This window comes from Rhodoferax sp. MLSD5-FHT05B10, from assembly GCF_058793415.1.
In genome coordinates this window covers 143,066-158,567 of sequence record NZ_JBXAFT010000006.1, presented here as the reverse complement: position 1 = coordinate 158,567, position 15,502 = coordinate 143,066, and the positions used below count along the sequence as shown (strand labels likewise).

The following is a 15,502-nucleotide window of genomic DNA, read 5'->3' as shown; positions in this document are numbered from 1 at the left end:
GTCGCGGTTCTGTCCAAATTGTGTAGGCAACCGGCAATACTGGCTGATTAGTTGGGAAATCCAATTCGCAGACGCCTGTGCAGAGTGTGGGTGCTGGTTAGTAGATACATGCGGTAGTTGCTCGGCGGCAGTCTCATGGAGTCGCGGTCATCTGCTGCGGTGCAGCTGCGGAAAATGCTTCTCAAATGAGCATGCCAGCGCTGCGCCCAGTTCCGTTGTCCATCTCAGTCAAGCCTTGCAAAGCATCGCACTGGGAGAGCAATCGATGGCAGTCCCAGCTTTCCGAGGTTTGAATCTGGGTCAATGCGTTCGTCTGATCCGGCTGTTGGGCACATATGGAAACAGCCATGGTCAAGGTTCGCCACAAAAGATGTACGACATCGACCGGCTGGCGATCTCTTGGCCGACTACAAGCATGGCTGCAGAGATTCTTGCGTCCTGGCCAGTTGGATTCACCCGGCTGCTCGAAGATTTGAGGACGCACGGCAGTGATGCGGACGCAGGAAAGCTCTCCAAGGCATTCCGTGGTTTTTACTCCGCTCTTTACAGAGGATTCAAGGATCTTGAATTTGACTTTCTGCGAATTGCCTTCGAGAACTATCTGGTCGAACATTGGACAGGCGCGATTGGAAAACGTAACCGGCGCCTCGATGAAGCAGTTTTGAAGGCCATGACCTGGATTCCTGCCAACCATGCTTGCCGTGCACTTCACATTTCTCGCCGTCGCCTGAACAGTTTGATCGAAGACGGACGAATGCAAGGTATGGAGCGACGAACAGCTACTCAACGGGTATTTACCGTTGTGAAGCGCTCAGACGTCGAAAAAATTGCTCTGACCTTAGACGATGGGATACCTCTCTTAGAAGCATCCGTCCGATTGGGACTAAAGAAGCAAAGACTGCTTGCCCTTCTTCCCATCATTTGCCCTCAAGCAAAGAAGCTTGGCGCGCATGGTTACCCTTGGGCGATACCTGCCTCTTGGATAGGTCTTTGGGAAGTATTAGTTCAAACCCAGGCGCCGATCCTTGCCTCAAATACCAATTCAGTATCACTGGGACACTTGATCCGCTACTGGCCCTGGACGAATGAACAGATTGGTCAGCTACTGGTGGCTATTTTGAATGGCGAGTTGAAACCTGCAGGCATTCATAGTTCTGGCAATGGTATTGGAGACCTGGTGTTTTGCGTTGCGCAACTAAATGCATGGTCTTCGGGAAAGCAGCAAGTACCGTGCACTGAGCGGACCCTTCCCGACACGGCCCTTCATATTGGAGTTAAGCAGGAAGTCGTTTATGCCCTTGTGCGTTCAGGTCTGCTTCAAACAGTCGTGCGCAAAGTTGGCCGACGTTCGGAACAAAGAGTCAATGCGACCATTCTTGACGCATTCGTTCAACAGTACGTCTTCGGTCGAGACATTGCGCGACTACTTGGGCGCTCTCCACGCACAATTCTCAAATTCTTGAAGGATTCCGGCGTACAGCCAGTCGCAGGTCCGGGTGTTGACGATTGCAGACAAATTGTTTTTCAGCGAGATGCAGTCGACCAGTATCTTCGTCTTCACGGGCTTGGTGTGCCAAGTCGAACTGGAGCTCCAACGACACTGCGTGAGCCCCATTCGGAATGTCATTTACTTGTCTAAAGACGTCGTATTGACGATGTTCGAAAACTCATTCAGAAAATCTGCGTGCTTCTGCGTCAAGAAGCGGATCACCGCCTCATTGTCGATCAACTTGGTCAGATAGCCCTTGGCCAGCACCAAGTTCAGAATGTCCTGACCATAGGATTGCTCCAGCAGCTTGAACTGATTTTCAACATTGGACATCTCGCGCTCCATGATGGCCATTTGCTCAGGCGTTACTCCACGAATTTTTTTGGATTTCCCTTCACCGACAAGCATGGTGGTGGAAGTTGCAGCAAGCAGCGCATTGGCATAGGCTACGGTGACATTGTTGGTTGCCAGCATTAATTCGACGCATTCAACCTGGCGCGTTGGTTTCATCTTGCGAAGAACGGGACTGAGGTTCGCAGAAAAGTGTTTGTCCTTGAGAAGGCCGACTGCTTCATCACAGATTCCCGCCAGCAAATTGAGCTTCTTCATGACGTGCTCAACATCAATGTCGAGAGAGCTGGACAGCTTGGCCGGTGTTACTCCACGCTCCACCGCGCGGCGGATCATGAAATGTTCCTGAATTGTGGACAGGCGATTGATCCGGTTGTTATAGGTGTACGTCTCATCATCGATAGCCGTCAAGCACGGCGCATCAGAGAATCCCAGTTCCTGGAGCGCCATCATCCGAAGGTGCCCATCAAGCAAGAGGTGCTTACCACTGACTTTGTCTGCCTTGCTGATGGTCAAAGGCTCAATCAGTCCGACCGCGCCAATAGAGGACACTATTTGCTTGAACTTACGGGATGTCGCGAGTCCGTCGGGTGGTTTCCGTGATGGCAAGAGTTTGTTGAACGTGATCGTAACGGGCTCTGGGACAAAACCCAACGGCAACTGACTCATGTCGCATGGCCCCCTGCGCCGATGCGATCGGCCAGGTACTTCGGCAGGCTCTCCAGTCCTTCGGCTCGCAACAGGTTTGTGAAATTCTCATCCGCAAGGAGTTGTCGCATCGCTTCCACAACAAAGAACAGGCGCTGCTGCACAAACTCGGCCTTCTTGACCATCAATTTTTGTCGCCCGACCTCGTTTTGATACGTACGTATCAAGCTTGACGACGTGACCTCTGCGATCTTGCGCGGTGCACCTCTGGCGATCGAGCGTCCCAAGGTTCGACGCTTTTCAATTACCTTTCTGGCATTCAGCAGATGGTTGCCACGCAATTGGCCGTTTTCATAGGCCTCCTGCAGTGCGACCTGAACGTCTTTATCGGTGCTGCCGGCGCCTGCAATGGACAACGCAGCATTCAAAGGAATACGACCACCCTCAACCGCGATGAGCAGCCGTTCCTCGCCGTTTTTCAGGAGATGCAATATGCCGTGGATGTATTCAGGGCTCAGTCCTGTCTTTTTAGCAATGGTTTTTTTGTCATAGCCTTGGTCCTGCAATTGGGCGATCCCCGCCAACAGCTCCATGGTGCGCGCCTGCCGACGTGCAATGTTTTCCGCCAGGCTCATGATGAAGGCATCTTCATTTGTGACGTGCACAACCATGGCGGGGATAGTCTTTTCGGCCAAGGCCTTGTAGGCTTGGAGCCGCCCCTCACCGCAGATGAGTAAATACCGCTCCTGTCCGTCAGCAACCTTGCGTGGAGTTACGGTGATCGGCTTTTTAAGACCGATGTTCTGGATATTGCCAACGATGTCGCTAAAAATGCGGCTATTGCGGTCACGCGGATTGAGAACATCAATCAGCTCCACTGGGATCATCTGCAAATCACTGGCCGGGTGCTCTTTGCTCATGCTGCCCTCCTGACACGGGTGCGCTCTGCCATGCCATGGAGGTAATCCAGGCTGTCAAACCGAAAACTCTCTAATTCGACGCCGTTGTGCTCTGCCAGACTGATGCGTGGAACGCCGAAATCTAATCGTGGCAACAGGTAGTAATCCAGTGGCTCCCGGTTGGGTTGATCCAGTCGGACAGCCACCGTGATATCCGGTGCCAGACCGGTATCGAAGCGGACTTTCCAGCGATGACGGCCGTTGTCATGGGTTTGGCAGCGCGCCAGAACGACGGAAACACTGAATTCCTGGTTGATATGCAGCAGGTCGGTTGCTGGGTCGCGTTCGACGATGCCGCCCAGGTTGGCAATCTCACGCTCAGTGCGCCGGATGATTTCTGGGTGCAATGTGCGCAGGAACTTGTTGACCTCCAGGAACCGGTAGTCGCGGTCCGGGGTGAAGCCCACGGCTTCGTAGGCTCGGATCAAGCTGCCAAAGCGGTGGATGTAGGCCGCTGATGACGGCATGCCGTCCGCCTCGTCGATGACCAGCCCTGACAGAAAGCCACGGTGCTGGTAGAGGTGGCGAAGCTTTTCGATCAGTTCGTCGTTGCTGAATCGGTAGGCCCTGGCCCGGATGATCCCCTGAGCCGTATAGAAGACCTCGGGAGAAACCAGTGCTTCGAAAGCGCCTTCTTTCTTGATCCACATATCGGGCTGATTGATGATCCGATGCTTCTTGAGCTTGAACGAAATCCGGTTGTAGACGTTGTTGCCGACGTATTTCTCATTGGTCAGTACCTCACGCACGGTCGACCGCGTCCAGTCGCGGTCCAGATCGGTGCGCACACCCTTGTCGTTAAGTCGCGTGGCGATTTCCGACTCTGGAAGACCCTCGTCAATGAACCATCCGTAGATCTGGTGCACGATCGCGACTTCCGTCTCCGGCCCAGGCATCAGAATGACGCGATCAGTCTGCAGGCTCTTGTGCTCACCGCGTGACAGCTCACTCTTTATGGAGCCAGTCTGGTCAATCAGGACCCGTCGCAGCCCGAAACCTGCAGGGCCACCTTGGCGAAAACCCAGTTCGATTAAGCGGCACTGGCCTGCGAACACCTTGGCGGACAGCTCCCGGCTGTATTCGCCCGCCATGGCACGCTTGACGCCTTTGACGATGGTGGAGACGGGTGAACCATCGTTTTCGAACTGCTCGGCGCAATAGGTGACCTGGATACCTGCGCGCCGGCAGATGTATTCGTAATAGGCACTTTCATCCGCATCCTGGAAGCGCCCCCAACGGCTGACGTCATAGACCAGGATCATCTGGAAGTCCACCGGACCAGCCTCGACATCCTTAATCAATTTCTGCAAGGACAGCCGGCCGCCGATGTTCAGCCCACTCTTGCCCTCATCCGCATAGGTGCGAACTATCTGGATGCCACGCTTAGCGGCATATTCCCGGATCTTGTCACCCTGGTTCTCTGTGGAATATTGCTGGTGCTCCGTCGACATACGGACGTATTCAGCGGCGCGCAACGCAATGGGCGGATCAAAAATCTCGTTCGCTGGTTGTTCTTTCGCCATGGCCCTGGTCGCGCTCGCTGTTGAAGGATTAGGGGACTCTCACTCCATCCACAGTTGGCATGCGTTTACCGCAGGCGATCCAGGTGAACTCCCCAAAACCGTCTGCGTTATCCCATTGAAGAAAGCCGAGAGCTTGTTGGATAGACGGTAACGGGGGTGACACTGGCTGACTATCACGTCCTGTCTTTGCACGCGTTAACTTTGCAGTCCCCATTGCAGTTGCCGACAAGACAGACGGGGAATATTTCCACTAGCAAAGTGCCAGATTTCCCAACGCTTTCTGGTTGAACTGGGGTAATTCGGTAGATACCGGCCTTGAGAAGCTGTGGCCGATTTGACTCGTCTATCTTTGCAAGGACGATTGGGTTGGTAGGAGGGCCCTTTGCTCGTTGGCGATTTCCTTGCACATAGTCTGGATGGTCCGCCCTGTACTGGCGCCAGTAGCCGGGATTCCTGTCCATCCAGCCACGCTGCGTGCGTTGTTTGTTGTCGCGGTAGTCCGGATCGTTTTCAAGCTTTTGTCGATACCAGCGTTGCCGCCGTGCACGCTGACATGCGGGTTCAGAACAGTAGGTTTGATCCGGCACCTGCGGCACGGGCTGAAAAGGTGATCCACAGCATGCGCATAACTTTGATGACATCAGTTCTCTCCATACGTTGAGGCGTATGGGAGCCGAGTCCATCACGACCGTCATTCATAGCGAGAGGCTTGCTCTATTTATATCAGAGAGTCGCGCGCGACGGAGATGGCAGACTCCCTTAACAAGATCGGGCTCTTTCATACCGGCATCAAGCGCGGCACCCAATCTTGCCAATACTTATTTGCTGTGCAAGCGGACGATCAAACGCAAGACTTGTGCTCTAAGCCATGGAATGCAGATGATTAAAGATGCGGATTGACTGAACCCTATCTTGATTTGGTGTGGCATATTGCTACGGCGTAGGTTTTCCTGATTATCAAGAGACAGAATCAAGTGCTATGAAAAGATATAAACGGTTGTTTTTAGTGTCCTGCTCACGCTGATTTCGTTTGCCAGCAGCGCCGCTCCGTCCGAATCATTCCAACGATGTAGGCATCTAAAGTTGCTGTCTCAACACCTCCTGCGCAATCAATAGCTTAGACAACAAATTTGGGTCTGCGTTGTGCAGATCGTCCAAACTTCTTGTCCTATACCTACCAGCACATCAAATTTGTTGTCACCGTGTAGACCGCCGGCGCCGGTTTGACAAACACGTTGATTCGGGAAACGAAGTAAATGCTGGAACTGGCGTTGAGCTGCTAGCGTGCAGGTAACCTTCCAAATCAAGAAACTATTTGACCCATGAATACGCGCGCTTTTAATGTAGTTACAACACTGATCTCACTGATGGCACTCGCAATGAGCGCTGTTTCACTCTTTTTTTCTTGGTCTCAACGCAATGTGGATTACGAGCCGACCGTTCTGGTTCAACCAGGTGCTTTGCCCGTATTGGAAATAACTGAAGGGCAAACCTCATTCGAATTGGAAATTCTCAATACTAGTAAGAGCAATCTTCAATATTTTTTGCGGGCGAGCACAAATCTTGGTTGCATCAACGGCACAAGTGAGCGCCCACTGTTCTATCCGTGCGAGTACAGGTCACAAATTATTGGCTTGAGTAAATTGGATGCCGGAAAAAGCGCTTATCGACACGTGCTCAAGCTAGAAGCACACCCTGACGCGGTAAACACCCACCCTGCAGCTTACATATCCGAGCCCAAATACGTACTGAAGATTGAGGCAGTCAATGCTAGTGACCAGAAAATCTTATTCAAATCTGAGTGCTTTTATAGCTATCACATTGACCGTAAGACTTTCGTCATAGACCAACCAGTTGTTGACACAAGTGGCAAATCTGAAATGCGGCAAAGGGATTGCCACCCATGATGTCGAAGATTTCGGTTCACACGAACCGGCATCCGGCTGTTCACCTAGCTCTTGTCTGAGTGGCCTAAACACACTCACGACTTTCAAACAGCGACGCCAGGGTATAGAAGAATGACAGGCCTGCCCACTAAAACCCAACTGGCGTTCACGACGCGGTGATCAGTTGCTCTTTGTGCGGGCACCCTTACCAGGCGAAACGGCTACCGCGCGGATGTCCTGATATCGCTGATCCACCCGGGCGATGAATTCTGCAGGTGTCAGTTCCACAGCCATCGCCAGTCGCCACAACACACTAATGGTCGGCTGCTTCGCGGCCGACTCAATCAACGTAATGAACGGGCGGTCAATTTCCGCAGCGCCTGCCACGTCTTCCTGCGTGAGCTTGAGTTCGCCCCGTCGCTCCTTGAGGGTAGTGCCCAAGGCCTGTAGAAGAAGTGCATTGCGGCTGGGTCGCATCGCCTTCACTATCTGTTTTATGTAGTCTAAAGACACGTGTCTATAGATAACAAAATGCAGGCACAATTAACTGCAGCAGCCACGGCGCCATGTGGCGGGCACCAAAACGCAACCCAAAGGAAGGACTCATGAGAATCTTTGCAGCATCGACCCTAATACTTGCACTTGCCCTGACCGCCTGCGGCAAAGGTGATGTAGCTGGCGCCTATCGCAGCGACGCGCTCGGTATGAAAGGAGTTGTCTTGACCCTGAAGCCTGATGGCAAAGCGGTCTATCTGGGTGCTGTTGAGTGGCCTTACGAGGTTGACGGAAAGGACGTCAAATTGATCCGCCCAGAGGGAACGCTCATACTCAAAGGCCATGAGGACGGATCGTTGGACTTCCCCTTTATCGGAAATCTGAAGAAAGAACCGTCCTGACGGACAACTTCCACAACAGATGCCCTTATAGGGCAGGCGCTGTAAGCCAAGGTTAAAAATGCTGGTCTTCCTTGACACCGAGTTCACGGACTTTGCGAAGCATGGCCTTATCAGCCTCGCCTTGGTGGCAGAAGATGGGTGTGAGTTCTATGCAGAGCGCACCGACTACCGGCATGAGGACTGCAGCGACTTTGTGCGCCAGGAAGTTTTGCCGCTGCTGGGGCGTGTACCCGGTGCCGCGTGCACACAACCAGAATTGACGAAACGACTGCGCACCTGGTTTGAGTGCCTGCCTGCGCCCGCCACGCTGATTTATGATTTTGAGGGTGATTGGCTGCTATTGGCAGACGCCTGGTTGGGGGCATCCCATCGGCGAGCCCCACCCAATGTGGATGGCAAGTTGCATCTTGCCAGTCACACCATCACTCATCCTGTATTTGAAAAAGCGCTCAATACCGTGTATTCCAATGACTGGCCCCCCCACCATGCACTGGCTGATGCGCGGGGACTGATGACCGGTTACAGGGCTTGGAAGGTCTTCATGGAACCCATCAGGAGGATTCGATAAGTGGACCGCCTCTTTGTTGATATCAAATTCACCGGTTTAGCCCCGGACGCCAAGCTCATAAGCGATGCAATATCGAGGAGAATTCTTCGATGCATCGCCCGCCGTCCACCACGTTTGCATCCAGCGATGACTTTCACTCTAGCGGCTGGAAGGCGGCCTGCAGTTCCGGCCGCTCAGGCTATTTCTCGAGATGGAGCGGGCTGTGCACTGCGGCAGCATCGGGGCCAAGTACAGCGGAGGAGATTACAGTGGCTTTCCGCATGCGGATGGCTTTGTTATACAAATACGTAGTGGATTCGTTGCGAATATCCATCTGACTACTGAAGAATACCGCTTGTATGTGGCATTTTGCTACATACAATCAAGCATGGCCCAATCGATCCGCATCTCCGATGATCTGTACTCCATGGCTCAAAATGTGAGCCTTGCGCTCGGGCGTCCGCTTGCACAGCAAATGGAATATTGGGCGAGATTGGGCGCCGCACTTGATGCTGCTGGGATTTCGACCAACATGGCAATGGATTTACTTGGCAATGGTGTTAGGGCTGACAAGTTCATTGCTGTCGCCCTGGGGCGAGTAGCAGCAGACAACGGCGGCGGCCTGCCGATGCTCAGGGAGCGTCAGCGTAAAGACGCTGAAGAGGTGGCCGCCGGGTTGAGGGATCCACGCAGTCTTCTCGTAGTGGGGAAAGGTGATCTAAAGGGGGCCCGTTTCACGGGAAATCCAAATTCTGAGTTCTCCGGTTTCGGCGACGCTTGGTAATGTGGCAAAAGGTAGGTTTTTTTCAATGATTCTGAGAAGTTCTATTTCTTCGTTCGCACAATTCCTGCAAAAGTTGTTGATTTCGCATCTACTTCTTTTGCAGAAAATCTGAGAACCTACAGAGCGACGTGGGGACGTAGGGCGTCAGAGCAAGTGCGACTGATGCTCGAGAAATTTGGTTTTCCGTGTCAGGACTTGTCCCTTGCTGGAAGCGGGGCAGGGCGTGATGGTGGCTCAACAATTTTCTTCAGCAGAGGAACCGCTTGCCGGAGGATATCCATCTCGTCCACGCTTAGGGTCGTCGCCAATGCCTCTGCTATCCACTGAGCCCTCGCCCTGCGGGCTGCAGCCGTCTCCTGCAGCCCTGCTTTCGTGAGATGAATGAGATAGCCCCGCTTGTCCTTGGGGTCGGGCAGGAGATCAACCAATCCCTCTGCCTCCAGCCGCGCCGTCACCAGCCGCATGCTCTGGTGCTTCACGCCTCGAGCGTCTGCAAGTGCCGCAATGCTCACGGGGCCTGCGCGCTCAAGAAAAGCCAGCGTTTCCCCATGCGCATCCGAAGGTGTCCCCGCCTTGACCCTCACGGACCGCACAAACTTTCCAATGACGTCGCGGAGGTCGTCCGCCAGGGCTTCGACCTCTGAAGCGGCTCGGGCTGCCTGACTCTGTTTTGCCAATTTGTCTCTCTCCTCTTCTGACAGGATGGTGGGTTGCGAGCGCGCTCAGGCCTCGCTTCACCCTGCCCGCAACTGGGCCAGAACCGCTGAAAGCGTATTGATGCCCCAATGCTCGACGTACCGCCCTGCGCGCACGCGAACGATATCAATCACGTCGATGGACACAGGCTTGCCAGTCGTTGCAATGCCCATGAGAGTGCCGGTGTGCGTACCGGTGATGCTCTTTCGGGTCGTCACTTTGTCGCCATCGCAGAGCTGATCGTGGATTTCCACCTTCAGCCCGCTCAGTGCCGGGCGAAGCACATTCTCAAAGGTGTTCCACATGCTCTCGGGGCCGCTGGGAGCTCCAGCAGCAGCGGAACGGTTGACGAAGGAGTCATCCATCAGTTCTTGAAAGGATGCGCGACGGCCGCCCTCGATGACTTCCTTGTTGAAGCGCCGTACGACGGTTTTGAGTGCTTCTGTTTCCATTTGGTCCTTCAATTTGCTAACGCTGCTGCCAGCAGCGCCCGCCTGGGTCGATTCGGCAACGGCGGCAATGGAGGCCGCCGGCAGACTGGCGACGGCTGCGACAAGCGCCGCGGATCCGTGAACAAATAAACGTTTTTGCATATCTTCATCTCGGTGTGTTGGGAGTGGTGCGTGGGCTGCTTCGGTTTCGTACAGCTCAGCTGCCACCGAACAACCGCTGCGCTGTTGTTGTTCACGGGCTTTAGCTCCGATCACGCACCAAATAATATACAGTCATACTGCATAAATCAAGAAATCTGATGAAATCCTTGGCGTAGCGAAGGCCTTGCCTGCACCCCGCGTGCCGTCCTGAACCTGCAAACCCAGCGCACGCGCGTTGCGATCAGCCGTCGGTTGCCGCGCACGCGGCATATCGTTTTATTCCGAGGCCGTGGCACTGTGATAACCTCCAGCGCGATTGTGAGGAATCCGGGCATGCTTGCCAATCTGCCACCTTTTCTGCTGCACTGGGCCATCACGGCCGTTTCCCTGTGGGTAGCCAGCCATATTTTCAGCGGGCTGAAGTTTGACAACTCCGCTGCGCTCATCATTTCTGCGCTGCTGCTGGGCTTTGTCAATGCCATCATCAAGCCGCTGCTGATCCTGCTGACACTGCCGCTAACGCTGCTCACCTTTGGCCTGTTTGTGCTGGTCATCAATGCGCTGATGGTGCAGCTGGTGGCCAAGCTGGTCAAAGGTTTCAGGGTGTCGAGTTTCTGGACCGCATTCTTCGCCAGCATGTTCATCAGCCTGCTCAGCATCGTGATCGGTGCCTGGGTGGCCGGTGGCAGCCCGGAAACCACCATCCAGATGCCCCACAGCGGCGTCTGGCTGTAAAGACCCTACCCCTATTCTCTTCAAGCGAGCCCTTGCACATGCCCCAAACCGTACCCGCCTGTCCCCAGTGCAACCTGGAGAACACCTACCCCGATGGGGACAACTTCATCTGCCCGGACTGCGGATTCGAGTGGCCCATGCAGGCCACAGCCGACGAGGGCGAAGCGGGATCGGGCGATGGCGTGATTCGCGACGCCAACGGCAATCCGCTGGCGGAAGGCGACTCCGTCATCCTGATCAAGGACCTGAAGGTCAAGGGTTCTTCCACCGTGCTCAAGAAGGGCACCAAGGTCAAAAGCATCCGCCTGCCAGCAGGGGCAGGAGACCATGAGGTGGACTGCAAGCTCGACGCCGGCAGTTTCATGCTCAAGGCCTGCTTCCTGAAGAAGGCCTGAGCAGGCGCCAGCGCCTTAGCTGGTGCGGCGTGGCACCATCGGGCCGCGGCCTTCGATGTGGCGGAAGTTGATGCGACCCTTGCTCAGGTCGTACGGCGAGAGTTCCAGCGACACCTTGTCGCCGGCCAGAATGCGGATGTGGTTCTTGCGCATCTTGCCGGCGGAGTAGGCAATCAACTGATGGCCGTTGTCCAGCGTCACGCGAAACCGCGTGTCGGGCAGCACTTCATCGACAACACCCATCATCTCAATCAGGTCTTCTTTGGCCATGGTGTACTCCTATAAAAACAATTTCAGTGGGGGCGCGTGACGTCGCGCACCCAGTCAATACCCTGCGCAATGGCATAACGCGCAGCGGCGTCATGCGACGGAAATTCATCGTGGAACCGCATCACGCGGTCGGTGGACGCGCTGCCGCGGCCGCTGGCAATGGAAACCTGCGCAGCATACTGCCCACAGGGAAGTTGACGGGGGCAGGCTGCAATCCGGTATTTGCCCATGGTAATGGGCATTGGGGTCGTTCGAGTCGTTGTAGTAAGAATCATCAAAAAATTAACTGGGCGCAGAACCGTGTGTCCGTGGCGCCCGAAAGCAAAGTTGGCATGCCCTCATGCCGAGGTACCCATCTGACCCTCCTGGCAAGCCGTCCGTACCGGACGGGCAACCAGGGTACGCGCCATAGCAGGGGCGTCGTCAGCAGAAGGGGAAAAGCCACTACGCCGTGAGATGGGTAGCGTGAGCGCCGTTGAGGGGCCGGACTGGCCGCTCCTCTGCCGGGAGCGTGTACGTCAACGCATACTTGCGAAAACGTGGCCAGTCGCCAAAAGCGATGGGCTAATGTAACACGCCCGAGGAGATCGTGCTTTTAAAGTGCCAGATTAGCATGTGGCCCCCGTACAAGCTGCGCGAGCAGCTATACAATTCATAGCAATGAAAACCGAACTCACCACCCTCGATACCACCCGCATTGACGACACCCGCATCGGCGCCGTGCGTCCGCTGATCACCCCTGCGCTGCTCGAAGAGCGTCTGCCCGTGCCCGATACGGCACTGGCTTTGGTGGAGAGCAGCCGCGCCGCCATCTCCCGGGTGCTGCATGGCCAGGACGACCGCTTGATCGTGGTGGTGGGGCCGTGCTCCATCCACGACCACGACCAGGCCATGGAATACGCCCGGCAGCTCAAGGTGCAGGCCGACGCCCTGAAGGATGACCTGCTGGTGGTGATGCGCGTGTACTTCGAGAAACCCCGCACCACGGTGGGCTGGAAGGGTTACATCAACGACCCGCACCTGGACGGCAGCTTTGCCATCAACGAAGGGCTGGAAATGGCACGCCGCCTGCTGCTGGATGTGCTGGCACTGGGCTTGCCGGTGGGCACCGAATTCCTGGACCTGCTGTCGCCCCAATTCATCAGCGAACTGGTGAGCTGGGGGGCCATTGGCGCGCGCACGACCGAAAGCCAGAGCCACCGGCAGCTGGCATCGGGCCTGTCGTGCCCGGTGGGCTTCAAGAACGGCACCGACGGCGGCATCAAGGTCGCCACCGACGCCATCCAGGCCGCGCAGGCCGCGCACGCTTTCATGGGCATGACCAAGATGGGCCAGGCCGCCATTTTCGAGACCCGCGGCAATGACGACTGCCACGTCATCCTGCGCGGTGGCAAGCAGCCCAACTACAGCAAGGCCGACGTGGACGCCGCCTGCGCGCTGCTCAAGGGCGCCGGCCTGCGCGAGCAGGTGATGATCGACGTCAGCCACGCCAACAGCAGCAAGCAGCACGCCCGCCAGATCGTGGTGTCCTCCGAGGTCGCCGCACAGATTGCGGCGGGCGACGCACGCATCACCGGCATCATGATCGAGAGCCACCTGAACGAAGGCCGCCAGGACATCGTGCCCGGCGTTCCGCTGCAGCACGGCGTGTCGGTGACCGATGCCTGCATCAGCATGGTGCAAACCGTGCCTGTGCTGCAGGAGCTGGCAGCGGCGGTCCGGGCCCGCAGGGCCGCGAAAATTTGAACCTTTGGCGTCGGGCCCGGTCCCACCCTTCCATGAAGCTCTGCATTCTTGACAACGACATCCTGGAAGGGCACCTGGCAGACCAGCACGCCAGCTTTGGCGTCATGTTCATCCGCCTGTTCGAACGGGTCGGAGCCCGCTGGACCGCCGATGTCTTCAGCACGCCCCGGGGTCAATACCCGGCCTCGTTCGACGGCTACGACGCCGTGTTGCTCACCGGCAGCCGGGCCGATTCGTTCTCCGACGACCCCTGGGTGGTGGAGCTGCGCCGGCAGGTGACACAGCTGCTGCAACAGCGCAAGAAGATGGTGGGTGTGTGCTTTGGCCACCAGCTGATCGCGCTGTGCCTGGGTGCCCCGGTGGGGCGCGCTCCCCAGGGCTGGGGCGCCGGACGCATGACCTACGACTGGCATCGCCCCGACCTGCCACACAGTGCCGACCGCACCGAAATTTCCCTGCTGGCCAGCCACCAGGACCAGGTGTTTGAACTGCCACCCGGTGCCGCGCTGGTGGCCAGCAGCGCGTTTTGCCCGGTCGCCTCCTTCACGGTGGGGCAGGAGGTGTTTTGCATCCAACCGCACCCCGAGTTCCAGGAGGACGTCAGCGCCTACCTGCTCAACAAGCGCCGCGATCTTCTGGGCGAAGAGCAGTACACCTCCAGCATGGAAAGCCTGGCGCTGGGCCATGAAGGCGAGCACGTGGCCCGCATGGTGGTGGCGTTCCTGGAAGGCGGCTAGCGGCCACTCGCCTGGCCCGCCGGGCGCAGGGCCCGGGCCACGGCATCGGCATCCAGTGAGCGCGCCGCGCCAAAACCGGCCACCTGGCGGGCCCCCTGCACCGCAACCGCCACAAACCGGAAGTCGCCCAGTTGCGTCATCGGTTCAGCCTCGGGAAAGCGCGCCAGATAGACCCGGCGGGCATCCACCCACGCCGCGCTGTCCACGGCCAGCACGGCCGCCCGGCCTTCCAGCGTGACGCGGGGCAGGGCATGCACCGGCTCCCCGTCCCGCTCCGCCTGCATGACCAGAAGGGATACACGGGGCGCGGCCTGCAAATTGCGGGTGTGTGCCGCCAGACCGCTGACGTGAATGACCAGCGAAGCCGAAACCGGTTCCACCGCAAACGGCACCATGGAAACAAAGGGTGCACCGTCCTCTCCCAACGTGCCTAGGGCGGCGATACGCTGGGTGCTCAACAGGGTACGCAGGGCGTGCGTCAGGCGGGGTTCGTGGGGTTCGTCGGGCATGGACGCAGTATGCGGCCAAAGTGTTGCGCGCAGAGCGCATGGAAAAGACGCGACCCCAGACAGATGGTTTGCCCGGGGCCCTGGTTTTGCAACGCCGGCTCTTGTGAAGCCGGTCTTTCGCAGCGCAAGCGGGTGGCTTTTGCTGCGGTTGTCTGTGGGTAACAGATGGCTCCAGTGTAGGCCCTGCACACCGGCAGACGATTGCGTTATGACCTTTGAATGGCTGTTATTTGGCATAAACTGCCAAAATTATTCCAAATCTCGGAACATATATGCAGCTTGACCGCTACGACCAGCACATTCTCGAAATTCTGCAGCACGACGGCCGCATCAACAACCAGGACCTGGCCGACCGCATTGGCCTGTCGCCGTCGCCCTGCCTGCGGCGGGTGCGGGCACTGGAGGAGTCGGGGTTGATTGTGGGCTACCGCGCTTTGCTGGACGCCAAGAAACTGGGCCTCGCGCTCTGGGCGTTGATCCACATATCCATGGACCTGCACACCCCCGAGCGGTTTGCGAATTTTGAGGCGGCCGTCGGCGTGCTGCCCGAGGTACTGGAGTGCCTGTTGATCACCGGGCAGGACGCCGATTACCAGCTCAAGGTGGCGGTGCGCGACATGGACCACTACCAGGCGCTGCTGCTCGACAAACTCACCCGCATCGAGGGCGTGACCGGCGTACATTCCAGCTTTGTGCTGCGCCGCGTTGTGGACAAGACCGCACTGGCCGTGCGCTGAA

The 15,502-nt window shown here is 56.8% G+C and carries 19 protein-coding genes; 10 read left to right on the top strand and 9 right to left on the bottom strand.

Annotated features, from left to right (window positions below):
- Nucleotides 1-265: 265 nt before the first annotated feature.
- Nucleotides 266-1,639, top strand: coding sequence for a hypothetical protein (locus AC1Q5W_RS11465; protein ID WP_492704177.1), 1,374 nt, complete (start codon nt 266-268; stop codon nt 1,637-1,639).
- Here the strand turns inward: AC1Q5W_RS11465 and AC1Q5W_RS11460 are convergent.
- Genes AC1Q5W_RS11460 through AC1Q5W_RS11450 form a run of 3 tightly spaced genes read right to left on the bottom strand, consistent with a single transcriptional unit; the run spans nt 1,628 to nt 4,970 of the window.
- Entirely contained in the window at nt 1,628-2,509 is an 882-nt protein-coding gene (locus AC1Q5W_RS11460; RefSeq protein ID WP_492644514.1) for a plasmid partitioning protein RepB C-terminal domain-containing protein, read from the bottom strand. The two genes, AC1Q5W_RS11465 and AC1Q5W_RS11460, sit on opposite strands and share 12 nt — an antisense overlap.
- On the bottom strand, nt 2,506-3,408 hold the full coding sequence (locus AC1Q5W_RS11455; RefSeq protein ID WP_492644515.1) for a plasmid partitioning protein RepB C-terminal domain-containing protein: 903 nt from the start codon (nt 3,406-3,408) through the stop codon (nt 2,506-2,508). The genes AC1Q5W_RS11460 and AC1Q5W_RS11455 overlap by 4 nt, the downstream gene beginning before the upstream one ends.
- The gene (locus tag AC1Q5W_RS11450) at nt 3,405-4,970 is read right to left on the bottom strand and encodes a recombinase family protein (protein ID WP_492644516.1); all 1,566 of its coding nucleotides are present in this window, start codon (nt 4,968-4,970) and stop codon (nt 3,405-3,407) included. The genes AC1Q5W_RS11455 and AC1Q5W_RS11450 overlap by 4 nt, the downstream gene beginning before the upstream one ends.
- A gap of 1,322 nt (nt 4,971-6,292) precedes the next feature.
- On the opposite strand from AC1Q5W_RS11450, the gene AC1Q5W_RS11445 reads away from it, so the two are divergent.
- Nucleotides 6,293-6,877: a hypothetical protein gene (locus tag AC1Q5W_RS11445; RefSeq protein WP_492644517.1), complete on the top strand. Its 585-nt coding sequence runs from the start codon at nt 6,293-6,295 to the stop codon at nt 6,875-6,877.
- Between the two features lie 159 nt (nt 6,878-7,036).
- Here AC1Q5W_RS11445 and AC1Q5W_RS11440 read toward each other — a convergent pair whose 3' ends face one another.
- Entirely contained in the window at nt 7,037-7,369 is a 333-nt protein-coding gene (locus AC1Q5W_RS11440; RefSeq protein WP_492644518.1) for a helix-turn-helix domain-containing protein, read from the bottom strand.
- Nucleotides 7,370-7,461: 92 nt separating this feature from the next.
- Between AC1Q5W_RS11440 and AC1Q5W_RS11435 the strand changes: the two genes are divergently transcribed.
- The 3 genes from AC1Q5W_RS11435 to AC1Q5W_RS11425 all read left to right on the top strand — a co-directional run bounded on the left by AC1Q5W_RS11435 (nt 7,462) and on the right by AC1Q5W_RS11425 (nt 9,083).
- Entirely contained in the window at nt 7,462-7,752 is a 291-nt protein-coding gene (locus tag AC1Q5W_RS11435; RefSeq protein ID WP_492644519.1) for a hypothetical protein, read from the top strand.
- 58 nt (nt 7,753-7,810) lie between these two features.
- Entirely contained in the window at nt 7,811-8,320 is a 510-nt protein-coding gene (locus AC1Q5W_RS11430) for a hypothetical protein (protein ID WP_492644520.1), read from the top strand.
- 190 nt (nt 8,321-8,510) lie between these two features.
- Nucleotides 8,511-9,083, top strand: a complete 573-nt coding sequence (locus AC1Q5W_RS11425) for a TA system antitoxin ParD family protein (RefSeq protein ID WP_492644521.1) — start codon at nt 8,511-8,513, stop codon at nt 9,081-9,083.
- A 188-nt stretch (nt 9,084-9,271) separates the two neighbouring features.
- Here the strand turns inward: AC1Q5W_RS11425 and AC1Q5W_RS11420 are convergent, their stop codons facing one another.
- Nucleotides 9,272-9,760: a MarR family winged helix-turn-helix transcriptional regulator gene (locus AC1Q5W_RS11420; RefSeq protein WP_492644522.1), complete on the bottom strand. Its 489-nt coding sequence runs from the start codon at nt 9,758-9,760 to the stop codon at nt 9,272-9,274.
- 57 nt (nt 9,761-9,817) lie between these two features.
- A complete protein-coding gene (locus AC1Q5W_RS11415; protein WP_492644523.1) occupies nt 9,818-10,372 on the bottom strand; it encodes an ester cyclase in 555 nt (184 codons plus the stop codon).
- Between the two features lie 333 nt (nt 10,373-10,705).
- On the opposite strand from AC1Q5W_RS11415, the gene AC1Q5W_RS11410 reads away from it, so the two are divergent.
- On the top strand, nt 10,706-11,107 hold the full coding sequence (locus AC1Q5W_RS11410; protein WP_492644524.1) for a phage holin family protein: 402 nt from the start codon (nt 10,706-10,708) through the stop codon (nt 11,105-11,107).
- Between the two features lie 38 nt (nt 11,108-11,145).
- A complete protein-coding gene (locus AC1Q5W_RS11405; protein WP_492644525.1) occupies nt 11,146-11,502 on the top strand; it encodes a zinc ribbon domain-containing protein YjdM in 357 nt (118 codons plus the stop codon).
- 15 nt (nt 11,503-11,517) lie between these two features.
- On the opposite strand, the gene infA is transcribed toward AC1Q5W_RS11405, so the two are convergent.
- Entirely contained in the window at nt 11,518-11,772 is a 255-nt protein-coding gene (gene infA / locus AC1Q5W_RS11400; protein ID WP_492644526.1) for a translation initiation factor IF-1, read from the bottom strand.
- A 23-nt stretch (nt 11,773-11,795) separates the two neighbouring features.
- Nucleotides 11,796-12,014, bottom strand: coding sequence for a DUF6566 family protein (locus AC1Q5W_RS11395; RefSeq protein ID WP_492644527.1), 219 nt, complete (start codon nt 12,012-12,014; stop codon nt 11,796-11,798).
- A 418-nt stretch (nt 12,015-12,432) separates the two neighbouring features.
- Here AC1Q5W_RS11395 and AC1Q5W_RS11390 point away from each other — a divergent pair, with 418 nt between their 5' ends.
- Both AC1Q5W_RS11390 and AC1Q5W_RS11385 read left to right on the top strand, forming a co-directional pair.
- Entirely contained in the window at nt 12,433-13,518 is a 1,086-nt protein-coding gene (locus AC1Q5W_RS11390) for a 3-deoxy-7-phosphoheptulonate synthase (protein WP_492644528.1), read from the top strand.
- Between the two features lie 32 nt (nt 13,519-13,550).
- Nucleotides 13,551-14,255, top strand: coding sequence for a glutamine amidotransferase-related protein (locus AC1Q5W_RS11385; protein ID WP_492644529.1), 705 nt, complete (start codon nt 13,551-13,553; stop codon nt 14,253-14,255).
- Here the strand turns inward: AC1Q5W_RS11385 and AC1Q5W_RS11380 are convergent.
- Nucleotides 14,252-14,764 (bottom strand): HugZ family pyridoxamine 5'-phosphate oxidase, encoded by a 513-nt coding sequence (locus AC1Q5W_RS11380; RefSeq protein WP_492644530.1) that lies wholly within the window; start codon nt 14,762-14,764, stop codon nt 14,252-14,254. The genes AC1Q5W_RS11385 and AC1Q5W_RS11380 overlap by 4 nt on opposite strands.
- 272 nt (nt 14,765-15,036) lie before the next feature.
- Here AC1Q5W_RS11380 and AC1Q5W_RS11375 point away from each other — a divergent pair, with 272 nt between their 5' ends.
- Nucleotides 15,037-15,501: an Lrp/AsnC family transcriptional regulator gene (locus tag AC1Q5W_RS11375; protein ID WP_492644531.1), complete on the top strand. Its 465-nt coding sequence runs from the start codon at nt 15,037-15,039 to the stop codon at nt 15,499-15,501.
- Nucleotide 15,502 lies beyond the last annotated feature (1 nt).

Coding starts and splice junctions, on each gene's coding strand:
- AC1Q5W_RS11450 (WP_492644516.1), bottom strand. CDS start 4,970: ATGGCGAAAGAACAACCAGCGAACGAGATTTTTGATCCGCCCATTGCG.
- AC1Q5W_RS11385 (WP_492644529.1), top strand. CDS start 13,551: ATGAAGCTCTGCATTCTTGACAACGACATCCTGGAAGGGCACCTGGCA.
- AC1Q5W_RS11415 (WP_492644523.1), bottom strand. CDS start 10,372: ATGCAAAAACGTTTATTTGTTCACGGATCCGCGGCGCTTGTCGCAGCC.
- infA (WP_492644526.1), bottom strand. CDS start 11,772: ATGGCCAAAGAAGACCTGATTGAGATGATGGGTGTTGTCGATGAAGTG.
- AC1Q5W_RS11380 (WP_492644530.1), bottom strand. CDS start 14,764: ATGCCCGACGAACCCCACGAACCCCGCCTGACGCACGCCCTGCGTACC.
- AC1Q5W_RS11390 (WP_492644528.1), top strand. CDS start 12,433: ATGAAAACCGAACTCACCACCCTCGATACCACCCGCATTGACGACACC.
- AC1Q5W_RS11395 (WP_492644527.1), bottom strand. CDS start 12,014: ATGCCCATTACCATGGGCAAATACCGGATTGCAGCCTGCCCCCGTCAA.
- AC1Q5W_RS11430 (WP_492644520.1), top strand. CDS start 7,811: ATGCTGGTCTTCCTTGACACCGAGTTCACGGACTTTGCGAAGCATGGC.
- AC1Q5W_RS11375 (WP_492644531.1), top strand. CDS start 15,037: ATGCAGCTTGACCGCTACGACCAGCACATTCTCGAAATTCTGCAGCAC.
- AC1Q5W_RS11405 (WP_492644525.1), top strand. CDS start 11,146: ATGCCCCAAACCGTACCCGCCTGTCCCCAGTGCAACCTGGAGAACACC.
- AC1Q5W_RS11410 (WP_492644524.1), top strand. CDS start 10,706: ATGCTTGCCAATCTGCCACCTTTTCTGCTGCACTGGGCCATCACGGCC.
- AC1Q5W_RS11435 (WP_492644519.1), top strand. CDS start 7,462: ATGAGAATCTTTGCAGCATCGACCCTAATACTTGCACTTGCCCTGACC.
- AC1Q5W_RS11460 (WP_492644514.1), bottom strand. CDS start 2,509: ATGAGTCAGTTGCCGTTGGGTTTTGTCCCAGAGCCCGTTACGATCACG.
- AC1Q5W_RS11455 (WP_492644515.1), bottom strand. CDS start 3,408: ATGAGCAAAGAGCACCCGGCCAGTGATTTGCAGATGATCCCAGTGGAG.
- AC1Q5W_RS11465 (WP_492704177.1), top strand. CDS start 266: ATGGCAGTCCCAGCTTTCCGAGGTTTGAATCTGGGTCAATGCGTTCGT.
- AC1Q5W_RS11445 (WP_492644517.1), top strand. CDS start 6,293: ATGAATACGCGCGCTTTTAATGTAGTTACAACACTGATCTCACTGATG.
- AC1Q5W_RS11425 (WP_492644521.1), top strand. CDS start 8,511: ATGGAGCGGGCTGTGCACTGCGGCAGCATCGGGGCCAAGTACAGCGGA.